This window comes from Pedobacter sp. ASV1-7, from assembly GCF_040203335.1.
Taxonomy (GTDB): Bacteria; Bacteroidota; Bacteroidia; order Sphingobacteriales; family Sphingobacteriaceae; genus Pedobacter.
In genome coordinates, this window is the sequence record NZ_JBEHBV010000002.1 from 275,990 (window position 1) to 290,829 (window position 14,840).

Genomic DNA, 14,840 nt, shown 5'->3' on the forward strand with positions numbered 1-14,840 from the left:
CAATTTAATTTTAGTAAAACATCAGATTTTTAGTCAGCTTCTGCCAGAACCTGTTCTTTCTCGATTTTTCTTTTGTAGAATCCAAATTCCTGATACCACCGAGATAGCACGTATAACCTCCATATATAGGATGAATAATCATATTCCCCTTTTAAATGTTGCTGAAACATCGATTTGAACTTTTTCACATTCAAATTGGGAATCATAAACAAGAAGTCGTCAGTTAAATTTTCTTCAAAATCATTTCGAAGTTCATTTCTTATCCATCCATCGAGAGGAACTGCAAATCCTTTCTTTGGTAGGTCAAATACCTCTTCAGGAATGTATTCTTTAAGTATATCCTTTAATATTTTTTTCTTTTTCTTTTTGTCATAACGAAATGCAACAGGTAGTGTTCTTGCAAATTCTATAATATTGTAATCTAAGAAAGGACTTCTAACTTCTACAGAATAAGCCATACTTGCACGATCAACTTTAACATTGCTGTCATTTTCCAACCACAGCTTTATATTCAAATCTGCAGCAGCCTGCAATAAATCTTTAGACCATATCCGATATCCACTGTAGTGAGAAAGCCAATTAAAGTCTCTTTTTTTTAATAGAGAATCATAACCTACAAATATTCCAGCTATAAAATCATAATTAGAACCAATACTTAATATTCTTTTATAGGGATCATTTCTACGCCCAAGAACATTCCAAATCAACATTTTAGATATCGTTTTCCTTATAAATTTTGGTAAGCCAGTTACTTTATTTGCGTATGTGACTAATCTGAAATGATTGTAACCAAAAAAACTTTCATCCCCCCCATCACCAGATAAAGCCATCGTTACGGACTGTTTTGTAATTTTATTTAGTAATAATGAAGGTAAAGCAGAACTATCTGAAAATGGTTCGTCATAAACTTCTATAAGTTTTGGGATCATTTCTAAAACGTCAGTAGCCTTGCAAATTGTTTCTGTATGTTCTGACTTCATAATAGCTGCATAACTGGCTGCAGCTTTACTTTCATCATATTTAGGATCTTCAAATCCAATTGAAAATGTACGAATAGGCTGATTAGAAATTTTAGCGGCAATGCTTGATATTAAAGCCGAGTCTATTCCCCCAGAAAGAAATGATCCAAATGGGACATCTGACTTTAATCTTATTTTCACTGCTTCTTTTAACAATTCATGGAGTTTCTCCTTTGCCTCATCATAGGATAAACATGTTTCAGTAATAGCTTTTAAATTCCAGTATTCTTTAATTTCAAAACTCTGCGTTTTCAAATCAATTTCAAGATTGTTACCAGGTGGTAGCTTATAAACATTTTGGTATATTGTAATAGGGCTAGGGATATAACCGCAGTCTAGGTATATTGAAATAGCTTGTTCATCTATTCGTTTATTTTGGTTAATTGGTCTTAATTGACTGCAAATCTCAAATTGTCCATTTTTCCATGAATAATAAAATGGCTTAACACCTAATCGATCTCTAGAACAAAATATTTTTTTTGATTTAAAATCGTAAATAGCGAATGCGAACATTCCATTTAATTTAGTTACAACGGATGAGCCCCATTCTTTGTAACCTTTTAATAACACTTCAGTATCACCTGTCGTATTAAAAACATAGCCTAAACTTTCTAAATCATTTCTTAACTCTTTAAAATTGTAAATTTCCCCATTAAAAACAATGGTAAGACCTTCGAAAGACATGGGCTGATTTGCCCGAACATTTAAATCTAAAATGGATAGTCTTAAATGTCCAAAAATCAAATCGCCTTGTTTTTTTATCCCCAAATAATCGGGGCCCCTAAAACGTATGGTTTTTAATTTTTCACTTACTTCTTCTTTAGAAAAAGGAATATTTGTTAAATAAATACCGCACATATTCTAAATACCTTGACTAGATAAAGATTCACTGCTTTTCCATCTATCTATTTGAATATAGATCCATATAGAAACAAACAACACCAAATAGTTATCAAAATAGTTATGGTTAGTGAGCATATACATAATCATAGAGAATGAGACTAAGAAAATCATTGGATTATCGCTAAACATTCTCATACCATTGACTAAAAAAGCACTATAAATCCATAAAAAATATAATAACACAAAAAATCCAGCTTCACCGATAACCATTAAGAATGTATTATGAACACCATTTCGAATGGTAAATTTGTTATTTTCTTTACCCGAGGTTTCACCACTAAATGAATGATAACCATTCCCCAAAATTGGATTAACTAAAATTTTATTATAATAGTGTGCCCATGTTTCTTCTCTAGATTCCTCTTTTAAATCGTCATTTACTTTACCATTAAGTATACCAGAAAAAGCATGTAACCTTTTGGCACTTAAATCTAACTTACTACCAAAAGAGAGGAATAGACTAAATAAAACAACTCCAATAGCAATTTTATAAACATTTTTATAGCTGATCAATAGTGAGAAGAGGTTTATCAGAACCCAAATTAACAAAAACGTTCTTGAAAAAGTCATAAAGCCTGCTATGGAAAATAATAGTTGACCAATAATTTTTAATCTCTTATCATTTATTGAAAAGCTTAAACAATAGCCTATTATACATGCAAAACCTGCAGCATTTGGATTTAAGTAAAACCCTCTGTATCTCCCTCCTATTCCTTCTATAAATATAGATTCATGAATAATACTTAAACATCCCAATAAAAGTACTACATACATTTCTTCTCTTGTAATATCATTTACCATAGCCGCTCCCATCACAACAATGATGAAATACTTGACCATAGTTATCATATAAGTTTCGGTATTTTCAGCACTTACCAAGATGGAAACTAAAAAGAATAAAATACCTAGAATAATAAATGGCATCACCAGTTTTTTATTATCGCTAAGAAGATAATAAGCAATGACAAGAAGAAAAGTAGTATAACTTAGAAGCTGCCCTAACGAAGCACTGGCCTTAGCTAAAAAATAACTTGGTATATTACAGAATATTAAAAAGATAATAATTATTCGAATGTATTTCATCTTTAAAACCTGTGTTCATTATACATTTATTAATAACTGTAGGTTTCAATTATAATATGGTTTTTATTGTTGCAAAAGCACTTTGAATACTATGCCTTCTTGCTTCGAATAAAAAATAATTTTTAAGGTAGTAGAATAGCAATTTAATTTTCTGAATTCTCGAATATTTAAAAATTCTAATGATCAGGTACAAATCATTAAGTGTTCGTTGCTTTATGATTTTAGGATGTATAGTACTCCAAATGCCTCCGATATGTTTTCTATAGCAACTCATTACCTCTGGCAATACATAGATCTTTTTCTCGGATGTGAAAGTGGCATATAATTTTAACAATCTATCAGGTGCATTAATTTTATAGAACCAATCCTCCTTATACATTTCATTAATTTCAGCCGTATTTCTAAAAACAACCGAAAGGAGAACTGTCTCAAAATCGTTGTCAAACAATATATCCTCAAAAGAATATACTATTGGCTTTGGATTTAGGTTCATATAGTATATTTCATTATTCTCTCTAATTCTTTTTGAATAATGGCAGCACATGATATACTCTTGGTTTTGCTCGAGAAAGTCTACTTGTTTCTGCAATTTTAAAGGATCTGTCCAAAAGTCGTCTCCATCACATAGCGCGATATATTTACCTTTGACCTCTTTAATTACTCTCGCTGCATTCTGATGGGCACCAACATTAAGACCTGAAGTAATCAGTTTTATTTTATCAGGATATCTTAATGCATATTCCTCTACGATTTTTCTTGTTCCATCAGTAGAACAATCTTCTCCAATAATCACTTCATATTTAAAAGAGGTTTCTTGCATAATAAAACCTTCAATTGCTTGTGCGATATATTTTTCGTGATTATAAGTTACACAACAAATACTAAGCACAACATCAGATTCTATGTTCTCCATAATTAATTGTTTCTTTAGACTGCTACTATCAACATTCATCTTTTTAAGATTAGTTGTTTAAACTCTACTGCTGCCGAAAGCCTAACGAGATTACTAAGTCCCAAATAAACTATATAATAAAACAGCATACATATTATAATCCGGTATAAATCATTTGAAAATAAAGGCAATAATAAATAAGAATTGAGTAGATAAGTTAACATCCCAATAGATACTGATAAAGTTATCATAGGTAAAATATCGATGATTTGTTCTCGTATTGGATAACCAATTAATTTTCCGCTATAAATTGAATTGATATAAAAGCCGACGAAAGTAAAAAACAACTGAAAATACAGCAATCCGTAAATCCCAAATGGTATTACACATATTATTCCTATAGCACTTGCTACCTTTTTTATAATTTCAAGTTTTAAGAACAAATCACTCCTACCTTTAACTTTCAAAATATTAAGATTATAAGAATGCAAAGGATGTAAAATCCCAGCAATACAAAGTATTTGAAAGTAAGGGACTGCGGGCAACCATTTATCTGTCAGTAAAAATCTAAACAGCGGCTCTGCAATTACACACAAGGAAACAAGCATTGGTGCGTTCCAAAAAATAACTTGTTGCATAACTTTTTTGTTTACTCTTTTTAGCTGCTCATCGTTTTGCGATATTTCTGAAAACATAGGATAAGTAACTTTACTAATAGCAGCTGATATGTTTTCAATTGGCAGCTGACTAATGGCATAAGCTCTTGAGTAAAAACCCAGTTGTATTGCAGAATAATATTTACCAATGATAAGCGTATATATATTTTGATAAAGTGTTTCCAGCAAACCTGATAGAGTCATTTTATACCCAAATTTAAAATGTCGTTTAAAACTCTCTCTATCGAACAATAGTGATGGACGCCATTTAGAATAAAACCAGTGCAGTACAGTTGATAAAAATGCCGTTAACAAACTCATCCAAACTAGACTCCAAACTCCGTATCCCATTTTTGAGAGTAAAATTCCTAGAAGACCTCCTGCTATAGCAGAGGGTATTTGAATATTAGTTTGAGCTTTAAACCTCATTTCTTTTATCAAAAGTGTACTTTGTACGACGAAAAAGGCATTTATAATAAGTGTTAATCCATATACCCTGATTATTTTTGTTAAAACGTCCTGATTATAAAATGCTGAGATAGCCGGAGCTGTTAAAAACAAAATGATATATAAAAGTATACTTCCAATCAGATTAAAATAAAAGACTGTTGAAAGATCCTTTTGACTAACGTCGGCAGTTCTTATGAGCGAGATAGTAAGGCCACTGTCTAATAATGTATTACCTATAGATATAAATACCGATAGCATCGCTATCAATCCAAATTCCTGAGGGGTTAATATCCTGGCCAAAACTATGGTTATAAAGAATCCAACTATCTTTGAGCTGAATTGTTGTCCAATTGACCAAATAATCCCTGATATTGTTCTCTCTTTTAAGCTCATTTTATTAAAGACGTGAACTCACAATCCCGTTAGGTAAAACAGACTTAATATCATACACTACTGTATTTTTTTTACATAATTCAGCAAGTTGAATATCCTTAAATTCCTGATGGGCCACAGCCAATAGTATTCCATCATATTTCCTGGTTTTTGATTCCCCGTTTTCGCAAATGATTCCATATTCATGTTTAGCATGTATAACATTTGCCCAGGGATCATGCACTGTTACATGAACATTGTATTCCCTTAATCTATTTATGATATCAATTACTTTAGTATTACGTACGTCCGGACAGTTTTCTTTAAATGTAAACCCCAGGACTAATACTTTGGCACCAGTTATCTGTGTCTTTTTCTGAACCATCTGTTTAATTAACTGATCTGCCACATAAGCTCCCATCCCATCATTTACTCTCCTGCCAGCCAAAATAATCTCAGGATAATATCCTACCTCTTGTGCTTTCTGTGCAAGATAATATGGATCGACTCCTATACAATGCCCCCCCACAAGTCCAGGTTTAAAGTTTAAGAAATTCCACTTAGTACCAGCTGCATCTAACACCTCGTTAGTGTTGATACCTAGCCGATTGAAAATCATCGCTAGTTCATTTACAAAAGCTATATTGATATCACGTTGTGCATTTTCAATAATTTTGGCAGATTCAGCAACCTTAATTGAAGAAGCTTTATATGTCCCTGCTGTAATAATTGATTTATACAACTGATCGATATATTCTGCAACTTCCGGAGTAGAACCTGAGGTAATTTTAAGTATATTTGCTACAGTATGTGTTTTATCTCCAGGATTAATTCGTTCTGGTGAATAACCCGCAAAAAAATCAACATTGAATTTTAAGTTAGATTTTTTGGCTAAAACCGGTACACATTCATCTTCAGTTACACCCGGATAAACTGTAGATTCATAAATCACAATATCTCCCTTTTTAAGAACCAGACCAACCGTTGCACTAGCCTTCATTAGGGGAGTCAGATCTGGGCGATTGTTTCTATCTACGGGGGTTGGCACTGTAACTATATAAATAGTACACTGCTTTATCTTTCCAACATCACTAGTAAAATATAAGCCTGAATCTGAATTTATATCTTTCTTAATTACACTATTTAGTTCATCCTCGCAAATTTCAAGAGTATGATCAATTCCCATTTTAAGTTCGGAAACCCGATTGATATTGATATCAAATCCAAATACTTGATATTTTTTTGCAAATTCTACAGCCAAAGGTAAGCCTACATATCCAAGGCCAACAATAGCAATTAAAGGGCGTGGGTTTAACATATTAATAGTATTTAAAGCTGATTAAAGTTTTTCGTTTAAAAACTCAATGCATTCGTTGAAACGATAGGCTATTTTGATAGTATTATACAGCTTCGCTACACCAGTTACATCGTTCGACTGGAACTGAGACATCCAATTTTTTCTGCCTATCAGAAGACATTCTGGACTGAAAAAGTAATTGTTAAATAAATCTATGTATTATATTTCAAGAAGATAAGTGAATATTTGAATTGTAGTATAAAATTGTATAGTACAACACATAATTGTAAATACAATTGCACAATTGTGTAATTAAACTGGACAACTTTTGAGATTCATTATAGATAATTTCACTAACAAATAATAAAACATTGTAACAATAATTTACAACAGGTAAAAATAAAAATAAAAATTAAGGTTTTAATTAACAAAAGACACCTAAAAGAGATAGCTAATTCATATAAATTAACTGCAGGATATAAATTTATTTATTTTATTCTATTTTTTTTTTTAACTTTCCTTAAGATTAGCACATCCCTCTGATCCAAATACTTTGGTTATAAAAATTAAATAAATTAAAGCTATTTACTAATGATTTCAAACAAAGGGGATGTAATTGAACGTGTTGTTCGGACTAAAATAGGAATCAGCGAACTTTCACGTATACTAAATGTTAGTAGAACATCTATTTATAACTGGTTCGAGCATGGACATATAAATCTTGAAACGATTTGTAAAATTGGTCATGCAATAAATCATGATTTCTCCAATGAATTTCCTGAGGAATTTGCAAAAAATCGAAATTACCCTACAACAGACTCAATTTCTAAGAACAGTTTCCAAAATGAAAGTTGTGAAAACTCAATTAGCTACTGGATAAATAAATACATCACACTATTAGAACGGTGTAATGATTTGTTAATTGAAATTGCTAAAATTGACAATAACAAACGGGAGTTAGAAAAATCAGAAACAAAAGGTCCTCAGTTTATAAATAATAATCATACTGATCAAAGTAAGATTATGATCTCCTGATGATCTTAACCATTCAGGAGATCAATTTTAGTTTTTTTTATCAACTAAATAAAAAATATGCTATTATCAGCGTAATGATGATATTGAATCCTTGTGCAATCATAAAAGCGTAGAATGGTGTCTTGCTATTTTTTCCAAAAAGATCTTTAAAGTTTGTTTCTAGTCCGATACTTGTAAATGCAAGAGCAAACCATAAACCCTGCATATTTTTAAGCATCCCTTTTACTTCTTTATTGACTTCTGGTGTAATAAAGAATGAGAACAATAACGAAGCACCTACAAAACCTATTACAAACTTAGGGAATCGTTCCCAGATTACTTTTATAGTTGGTTTTGACTCTGCCTCCTTACCAGCTGGATGCTGTGTAACTGTCCAATAGATAGAGATCGCAAAAGCAGCAATTCCTAACAATACATTTTGAGAAAATTTTACAATTGTACTAATCTTTAATGCTTCTTCCCCCACTAGGCTACCTGAAGCAACTACGGCCCCGGTGGTATCAATACTTCCTCCTAACCATGCTCCGGTAATAGCCTGCGGAAAATTAAAGTAGTTTGCTATATAAGGCATAAAGATCATCATTGGTATAGCTGTAATTAAAACCATTGATATGACATAGGAAAGCTTTTTAGAATCTCCTTTAATGGCTCCTGAAGTTGCTATTGCAGCGGAGACACCACAGATAGATACAGCGCTCGAAATCATCATAGTCAACTCACTGTCTACTTTTAATTTCCTACATAGCCAATAAGCAAAATACCACACAGACAATACCACTATCAACGACTGTAGTAAACCTTTTGAGCCCGCTTCTAATATTTCTGAGAAAATAACTGTTGTACCTAATAATACAAGTCCTATCTTAACAAATAATTCAGTTGACAGCGATGATTTAAACCATTCTGGAAGTTTAAAAAAGTTACCGATGATCAGTCCTATAGTTAAACTAAAGATAACAGCTTCAAGGTTTAACGCTTTAACTTGAGCGTTACCTGCCGATATCAATGCAAGAATGGTTAAAAGATAGATCCCTGGAAAGGTTAATACTGCATTTTTCACTGATTTTCCCATTAATATTGCACCTAATGCAGCTATTGCAATTACAAACAAGAATTGAACTCCAATTAATTGCAAATTTGAAGCAGAACATACGATTGTAGAAAGATCAGTAATACTCTTCCAACCAAATACGGGAACGCGTAATACAAATCCTGAAATGGCTAAAATGATTGTTAAAGTACCTAAAATTACGACGACCCAATCTTCATGGATACTTAGTTTTTTGTTTTCTGACATTATATTTAATTTGTGTGTTTCTATATTGAAGTCATACCTATCCACTTTCACTTAAAAGTGAGTGAACAATACATATAAGTTTAGAATCAGGATAATTCCTGCATCAGCTTATCAAAAGCTTCTTTTAGATCTGACAATTCTTGTTCAACTTTACTCAAACGACTTTCCAATTCACTAGAAGGTCTGCTGCTACTTACTTCATCCTGTAAATCAATCTGAGTAAGATCAGGAATGCCACTCAACAAATGAGTGTATCGAACTTCCTTTTGACCAGGACGCTTTGGTAACTGCATTACATAAGGCATTTCATGCACAGAAAGTCTTTCTAATACTTCTTGTACCTCATCTAATGTTTCAAATTCGTACATTCTACCAGAATTTGTATTGAGCTCACCGGGTGTTTGAGGCCCTCTTAACATCAATAAACATATAATGGTTACATCTTGTGGAAGAACAGGAAAAACAATAGCAAAGTTATGTTTATATTTTACACTGCGACTTGAGCCACCTGTTGCTGTAGATACAAGGCTTTTTCTTTTTAAAGTATCAAGCGCAAGTATTACTGTTTGATCATCGTATTGAACGACTGGTTTACGAGAGGTTTTTTGGTTACAGGCCAGTGTAATCGCATTTATTGTCATTGGATAATACTCTGGCGTTGTCTTTGATTTCTCCATTAGCACACCTAGAACGCGAAGCTCAACAGCATCAAGGACTGGTAAAATTTGTATTGATTCCATTTCTAAAGATAGAAATAAATCATTTATTACGGCATTTAAACGAGCCTCAAAAAATATCAGTAACCAACTGAAAGCGGATTACTGATATTTATACTAATTCTTATTATTTAGCATTTTTCTTCTCAGTAACCTCCGTACGGATTTCCTGAGCCAAAACTTTTAAATCTTGCATTGCTTTACGTACTCTTGTACCAGCTGCATTGTTACCTGCGCTATAAAACTTCTCAGCATCAGCCTCTACTGCAGCTAATAATTCTTTAACTTTTGAAAATTTTTCCATGTTTTTTCTTTTTAATTATATGAAAGCCACCTAGGCAGTTTTCATGTTTTGTTTTTATTTTAAGTCAAATATATATTATTTTACAAATAAACGTACATAACTAGTCTGTTATTGCACTTTTCCACCTCAAATATTTTTCACCAGAATGTTTTCACCCCAAAATGATTAATTCAAAAGCTATCATTTTGTAATATTCAGATATCTATATTAATTAATAATAAATGAATCTATTTAGAAAAAATTCCAAAAAATACAGAAAAAATTCCTACATTTGAATAGATTTAAAATGTAACCCAAAATGGCCGCTACTCCAAAAACATATAAAACTAAAGAAAAGGTCTCTATAGTCTCAGAAAGCACAATTATTGCGCCTTATCAATCTTTATATGATAACCCCATAAGCTTACTGACTAGTTCCAAAAAAGGCTTATCGGCAAAAGCCGCTCTTGATTTCCTAAACCTTTCTGGCTTTAGTAAAGAGGAATTTCAGGATACTTTTAAGACCAATGTAAAAACGATACAAAATTATATAACAAGCTCGTCTAAGCTAGATCCTTCCCTAAGTGAAAAACTATTAAAATCTTTTTCATTATTTGATAAAGGAATTGCTGTTTTTGGTTCTGCTAAAGCATTTTATCAGTGGCTTAATATGCCTTCTTATGGCTTAGGAAATCAAATACCTTTTGATTTGATGGATACGATTACAGGTATTTCCCTTATCGAAGAAGAGCTTATCCGCATAGAATACGGTGATTTAGCATAAAATGCAGGTATTTAGGATTGGACTGGCAAAATATACGGATTCACTTCAAGCTTCAGGAAGAGCAGCACGCTGGAATCCCAATGATATAGAAATGATTTATACAGCAGGATCCCGATCTCTCGCCTGCCTTGAAAATGTAGTACACAGAAATCAAATAGGATTAAATCAGTCATTCAAAGTAATGACTATTGAAATTCCTGACGACTTGGTTATTTTATCTATAGAACAAAAGAAACTACAACCAGACTGGACAGAATTCCATAATATGCCAGTTACCCAGAAATTGGGAGAAGATTGGATTATGGCTGGTAAATCAGCAATATTAAAAGTTCCATCGGCCATTATCAATGCTGAATACAACTATTTAATTAACCCTAAACATCCTGATTTCAAATCCATTAAACTCTTAAAATCAGAAGTTTTTATTTTTGATAAGCGAATAAAAATGTCATAATCTTCATTTTTCTTTGATTTTTGAAAAAAGCTGACGACATTAGCAAAAATGGAACAAACAGGTACTCATAAAGCTACAATGATGACTTATAATAAAAGTCAATCGCAAGCCTATGCCCTGTTCAAAAGATTCTTTAGAGAAAACTACCCATTAGGTTTCACATTCCAGGTAACCAGTAAGGACTTTATCATTTAAGCCCCGAATCATTCTTATCACCTTCTTCGATTCAGGGGCTCAGAAATTTTCTGAATCATTATTCTTTGTTAATTTTTAACAAAAAGCTTTATAACACATCTACATAGGGTTATTCTTTTGATACCCCTTAAACTATATAAAATCATATTTAAGAGAATTAAAATCATGGAAACAAAATCATTATCATTATCAAAAAGTGATTTCAAATTGTTAAAAGAACATTTAGAGAAATCGAACATGAGCGCTTACAATAAAGAGAAATTACGCGAAGAGCTTAAAGCAGCTACAATTTATACTGAAGAAGAACTTCCTCTGGATGTAGTTTGTTTAAAATCCGAGGCGCGGATTGCCAATGTGAAAACAGGGAAAGAATTTACATTTAAATTGGTTATGCCTGAGGAAGCAAATATAAAAGTTCAGAAAGTATCTGTTTTTGCACCAATAGGAATTGCCTTATTTGGATATAGAACTGGAGACAGTATTAACTGGGAAATGCCAGATGGCATCCAGGAATTCAAAATCCTTGAAGTAAACAGATTATAATTAAAATGTGTCAAAGGGGGAGATATTGCTTCTGCCCTATCTCCTGCCGGCCATTTTTATCATACGTTGAGAAAGATCTTTACCCAGATAGCCATCAATAATACCGTGTACGAGATATAGCACAGGTGTCATTAATATAGCAACAATAAATTTATAGACATAACCTACTAATCCGATTGCCATTACCATTTGGAAGCTCCAATGATATTGAGGATTTAAGTAAAATGCTATAAAAATAACAACAAAGCTATCTATAAATTGAGAAACGACCGTGGAGCCTGTAGCCCTTAACCAAAGGGCTTTATCACCAGTTATCTTTTTAATGCGGTGAAAAATCAATACATCAGCAATTTGTCCGACTAAAAATGCAGTAATAGAACCGACTATTATCCACATCCCCTGGCCAAATATACCTGCAAATGCGGCATTCATATTTACTTTTTGCCCATTTATGTCTTGATTAACCCAGAAATCTGAGGGCTGTAGGTGCATTGCAGCACCCACAACGATAAAGGCATAAGAGATTAAAATAGCAGTGAGTATAGATAAAAAACGAACCTGTCTAACTCCAAAATATTCATTTATAATATCTGTCATAATAAATATTATTGGCCAGGTAAGCACACCGGCCGACATATGAAAAGATAAGTTGGGTACACCAAATAAATTTATATCAAACTGCTTTATGCCTAGTGTTCCTTCTACCGTAAAAATTTTAACACCGATAAACTCAGATAGAATTGCATTGGCAACAAAAAAGGCACCTAGGACAAGCAATAACTTACTCTCTTTTGTTCTAAAACTCATAGCAGGTTGAAATTATTAAATAAATCTGATATAAGGCTATAAAATATTTATTTCTATTTTCGTCGTAACATGATATCTATACAGTCAAAATTACCCCATACAGGCGTCACCATTTTCAGTGTAATGTCTAAGTTAGCTGAGGAACACAATGCAGTAAACTTATCACAAGGCTTTCCAGATTATGAATGTGACCCTAAACTATTAAACTTTGTTACAGACGCAATGTTAAGGGGTAACAACCAATATGCCCCTATGGCTGGCTTACCTTTACTTAGAGAGCTTATAGCCGAAAAAGTAAGCAGACTTTACGGTGCAAACTATAATCCAGATACTGAAATTACAATTACAGCCGGCGGAACTCAGGCCATTTTCACTGCATTAAGTTCATGTATTAACTCTGGTGATGAAGTGATTATTTTTGAACCTGCATATGATTGTTATGCGCCGGCTATTAAATTATTGGGTGGCTTGGTTAAACCTTATGAGTTATCTCCTCCTAACTATGAGATTGACTGGGAAATGGTAAAAAAGCTGTTTACCGCAAACACCAAGATGATCATCTTAAATAGCCCTCAGAATCCAACAGGATGCATTTTGTCTGATAAAGATATTAAAGCCTTAATTAAGCTTACTAAAAACACAGACATCTTGATTTTAAGTGATGAGGTATATGAGCATATTATATTTGACAATAATAAACATCGGAGTATTGCTTTATATCCTGAATTAAGAGAGAGGAGCTTTATTGCTGCTTCGTTTGGAAAACTATTGCATGCTACTGGTTGGAAAACAGGTTACTGCCTAGCTCCGGAAAATTTAATGAAAGAGTTCAGGAAAGTACACCAGTTTAATGTTTTTAGCGTTAATACTCCAATGCAGCTTGGTATTGCTAATTATTTAAAAGATAAAGAAACCTACATGGGTCTTTCTCATTTTTTTCAACAAAAAAGGGATTTCTTCATCAGCTTACTTGCAGAAACCCGGTTTAAATTACTACCTTGTAACGGCTCTTATTTTCAATGCGTTAGCTATGCGCATCTAAATGAAGAAAAGGATACGGATATGGCTATAAAACTGGTTAAAGAGTTCGGAGTAGCCAGTATTCCGGTTTCAGCATTTTATATGAAGCATACCGATCATCAGGTATTAAGGTTTTGTTTTGCTAAAAAGCAAGAAACACTCGAAAAAGCCGTTGAGAGACTAATGAAATTATAATTTACATCCCTATAAATTAGAATAATGGACAACCCTAAATACCTAAATATAAACAACCTAAAAATCACCATTTTCCAGGCTTACCTTTTCTGGGAAAACATTGATAAAAACTTACAAAATCTTGCACTCCGTCTTTCATTGGGTGTAAAGGAAAAAACGGATCTGATTGTTTTACCTGAAATGTTCAATACTGGTTTTAGCATGAATGCAGCTGACCTGGCTGAGGAGATGAATGGTAAAACCATGCTGTGGATGAAACAGATTGCAGAAAAGTACGAGAGTGTGGTTACAGGAAGCCTGATCATCAAAGAAAATGGCAATTATTACAATCGTTTAATCTGGATGTTACCAGATGGCACTTCCAGTCATTATGACAAAAGACATCTATTTGGATTGGGAGGCGAAGATAAAACTTATACAGCTGGAACTGAAAAAGTTATTGTGGAGTTAAAGGGATGGAAAATACGCTTAGCGATATGTTACGACCTCCGTTTTCCTGTATGGCTGCGCAATCAGGAGGAAGAATATGATATTTTATTGCTAATTGCCAGTTGGCCTGACAAGCGTTCCTCGCATTGGAAAGCGCTTATTCCTGCTCGTGCAATTGAAAACCAAAGCTATGTAATTGCTGCCAACAGAGTTGGTCATGACGGAAAAGAAGTTTACCATAGCGGCCATTCTATGTGTATTGACCCTATGGGTAAAACCGTTTATTATAAACCTGAGGATGAAGATCTTTACACTTTCAGCATAGGTTATGAAGAGCTGGTAAAAACCCGCAGAAGCTTTCCTTTTTTAAAGGACGCAGATAAGTTTGATATCATTTAATCAAAATACGA

General features: G+C 33.0%; 16 protein-coding genes. 7 read left to right on the plus strand and 9 right to left on the minus strand.

Annotated elements, in window-relative coordinates; translation table 11 throughout:
* Positions 1-29: 29 nt before the first annotated feature.
* Genes asnB through ABDJ41_RS06270 form a run of 5 tightly spaced genes read right to left on the minus strand, consistent with a single transcriptional unit; the run spans position 30 to position 6,693 of the window.
* Positions 30-1,877 carry an asparagine synthase (glutamine-hydrolyzing) gene (asnB, locus tag ABDJ41_RS06250; protein WP_349784986.1) on the minus strand — a complete coding sequence of 616 codons (1,848 nt, stop codon included), beginning with the start codon at positions 1,875-1,877 and terminating at the stop codon, positions 30-32.
* 3 nt (positions 1,878-1,880) lie between these two features.
* Positions 1,881-3,005 (minus strand): O-antigen ligase family protein, encoded by a 1,125-nt coding sequence (locus tag ABDJ41_RS06255; protein ID WP_349784987.1) that lies wholly within the window; start codon positions 3,003-3,005, stop codon positions 1,881-1,883.
* A 49-nt stretch (positions 3,006-3,054) separates the two neighbouring features.
* Complete coding sequence (locus tag ABDJ41_RS06260) at positions 3,055-3,918, minus strand: glycosyltransferase family 2 protein (protein WP_349784988.1); 864 nt, start codon at positions 3,916-3,918, stop codon at positions 3,055-3,057.
* Between the two features lie 35 nt (positions 3,919-3,953).
* Entirely contained in the window at positions 3,954-5,396 is a 1,443-nt protein-coding gene (locus tag ABDJ41_RS06265) for a lipopolysaccharide biosynthesis protein (protein WP_349784989.1), read from the minus strand.
* A gap of 4 nt (positions 5,397-5,400) precedes the next feature.
* The gene (locus ABDJ41_RS06270) at positions 5,401-6,693 is read right to left on the minus strand and encodes a nucleotide sugar dehydrogenase (RefSeq protein WP_349784990.1); all 1,293 of its coding nucleotides are present in this window, start codon (positions 6,691-6,693) and stop codon (positions 5,401-5,403) included.
* Positions 6,694-7,263: 570 nt separating this feature from the next.
* Here ABDJ41_RS06270 and ABDJ41_RS06275 point away from each other — a divergent pair.
* Positions 7,264-7,707 carry a hypothetical protein gene (locus tag ABDJ41_RS06275; protein ID WP_349784992.1) on the plus strand — a complete coding sequence of 148 codons (444 nt, stop codon included), beginning with the start codon at positions 7,264-7,266 and terminating at the stop codon, positions 7,705-7,707.
* Positions 7,708-7,747: 40 nt separating this feature from the next.
* Here the strand turns inward: ABDJ41_RS06275 and ABDJ41_RS06280 are convergent, their stop codons facing one another.
* The 3 genes from ABDJ41_RS06280 to ABDJ41_RS06290 all read right to left on the minus strand — a co-directional run bounded on the left by ABDJ41_RS06280 (position 7,748) and on the right by ABDJ41_RS06290 (position 10,024).
* The gene (locus ABDJ41_RS06280; RefSeq protein WP_349784994.1) at positions 7,748-9,004 is read right to left on the minus strand and encodes a YeiH family protein; all 1,257 of its coding nucleotides are present in this window, start codon (positions 9,002-9,004) and stop codon (positions 7,748-7,750) included.
* A gap of 86 nt (positions 9,005-9,090) precedes the next feature.
* Positions 9,091-9,744 carry a YceH family protein gene (locus tag ABDJ41_RS06285; protein WP_349784995.1) on the minus strand — a complete coding sequence of 218 codons (654 nt, stop codon included), beginning with the start codon at positions 9,742-9,744 and terminating at the stop codon, positions 9,091-9,093.
* 103 nt (positions 9,745-9,847) lie between these two features.
* Positions 9,848-10,024, minus strand: coding sequence for a BF3379 family histone-like protein (locus ABDJ41_RS06290; RefSeq protein ID WP_349784996.1), 177 nt, complete (start codon positions 10,022-10,024; stop codon positions 9,848-9,850).
* A gap of 298 nt (positions 10,025-10,322) precedes the next feature.
* On the opposite strand from ABDJ41_RS06290, the gene ABDJ41_RS06295 reads away from it, so the two are divergent.
* The 4 genes from ABDJ41_RS06295 to ABDJ41_RS06310 all read left to right on the plus strand — a co-directional run bounded on the left by ABDJ41_RS06295 (position 10,323) and on the right by ABDJ41_RS06310 (position 11,979).
* Complete coding sequence (locus tag ABDJ41_RS06295; protein WP_349784998.1) at positions 10,323-10,787, plus strand: Xre family toxin-antitoxin system antitoxin; 465 nt, start codon at positions 10,323-10,325, stop codon at positions 10,785-10,787.
* A gap of 1 nt (position 10,788) precedes the next feature.
* Entirely contained in the window at positions 10,789-11,241 is a 453-nt protein-coding gene (locus tag ABDJ41_RS06300) for an RES family NAD+ phosphorylase (protein ID WP_349785000.1), read from the plus strand.
* Positions 11,242-11,289: 48 nt separating this feature from the next.
* Entirely contained in the window at positions 11,290-11,436 is a 147-nt protein-coding gene (locus tag ABDJ41_RS06305) for a hypothetical protein (RefSeq protein ID WP_349785001.1), read from the plus strand.
* Positions 11,437-11,601: 165 nt separating this feature from the next.
* Complete coding sequence (locus ABDJ41_RS06310; RefSeq protein WP_349785003.1) at positions 11,602-11,979, plus strand: GreA/GreB family elongation factor; 378 nt, start codon at positions 11,602-11,604, stop codon at positions 11,977-11,979.
* Between the two features lie 36 nt (positions 11,980-12,015).
* Here the strand turns inward: ABDJ41_RS06310 and ABDJ41_RS06315 are convergent, their stop codons facing one another.
* Positions 12,016-12,786 (minus strand): queuosine precursor transporter, encoded by a 771-nt coding sequence (locus ABDJ41_RS06315; protein ID WP_349785004.1) that lies wholly within the window; start codon positions 12,784-12,786, stop codon positions 12,016-12,018.
* A 69-nt stretch (positions 12,787-12,855) separates the two neighbouring features.
* Between ABDJ41_RS06315 and ABDJ41_RS06320 the strand changes: the two genes are divergently transcribed.
* A complete protein-coding gene (locus tag ABDJ41_RS06320; protein WP_349785005.1) occupies positions 12,856-14,001 on the plus strand; it encodes a methionine aminotransferase in 1,146 nt (381 codons plus the stop codon).
* Between the two features lie 24 nt (positions 14,002-14,025).
* On the plus strand, positions 14,026-14,829 hold the full coding sequence (locus tag ABDJ41_RS06325) for a nitrilase family protein (RefSeq protein ID WP_349785006.1): 804 nt from the start codon (positions 14,026-14,028) through the stop codon (positions 14,827-14,829).
* Positions 14,830-14,840 lie beyond the last annotated feature (11 nt).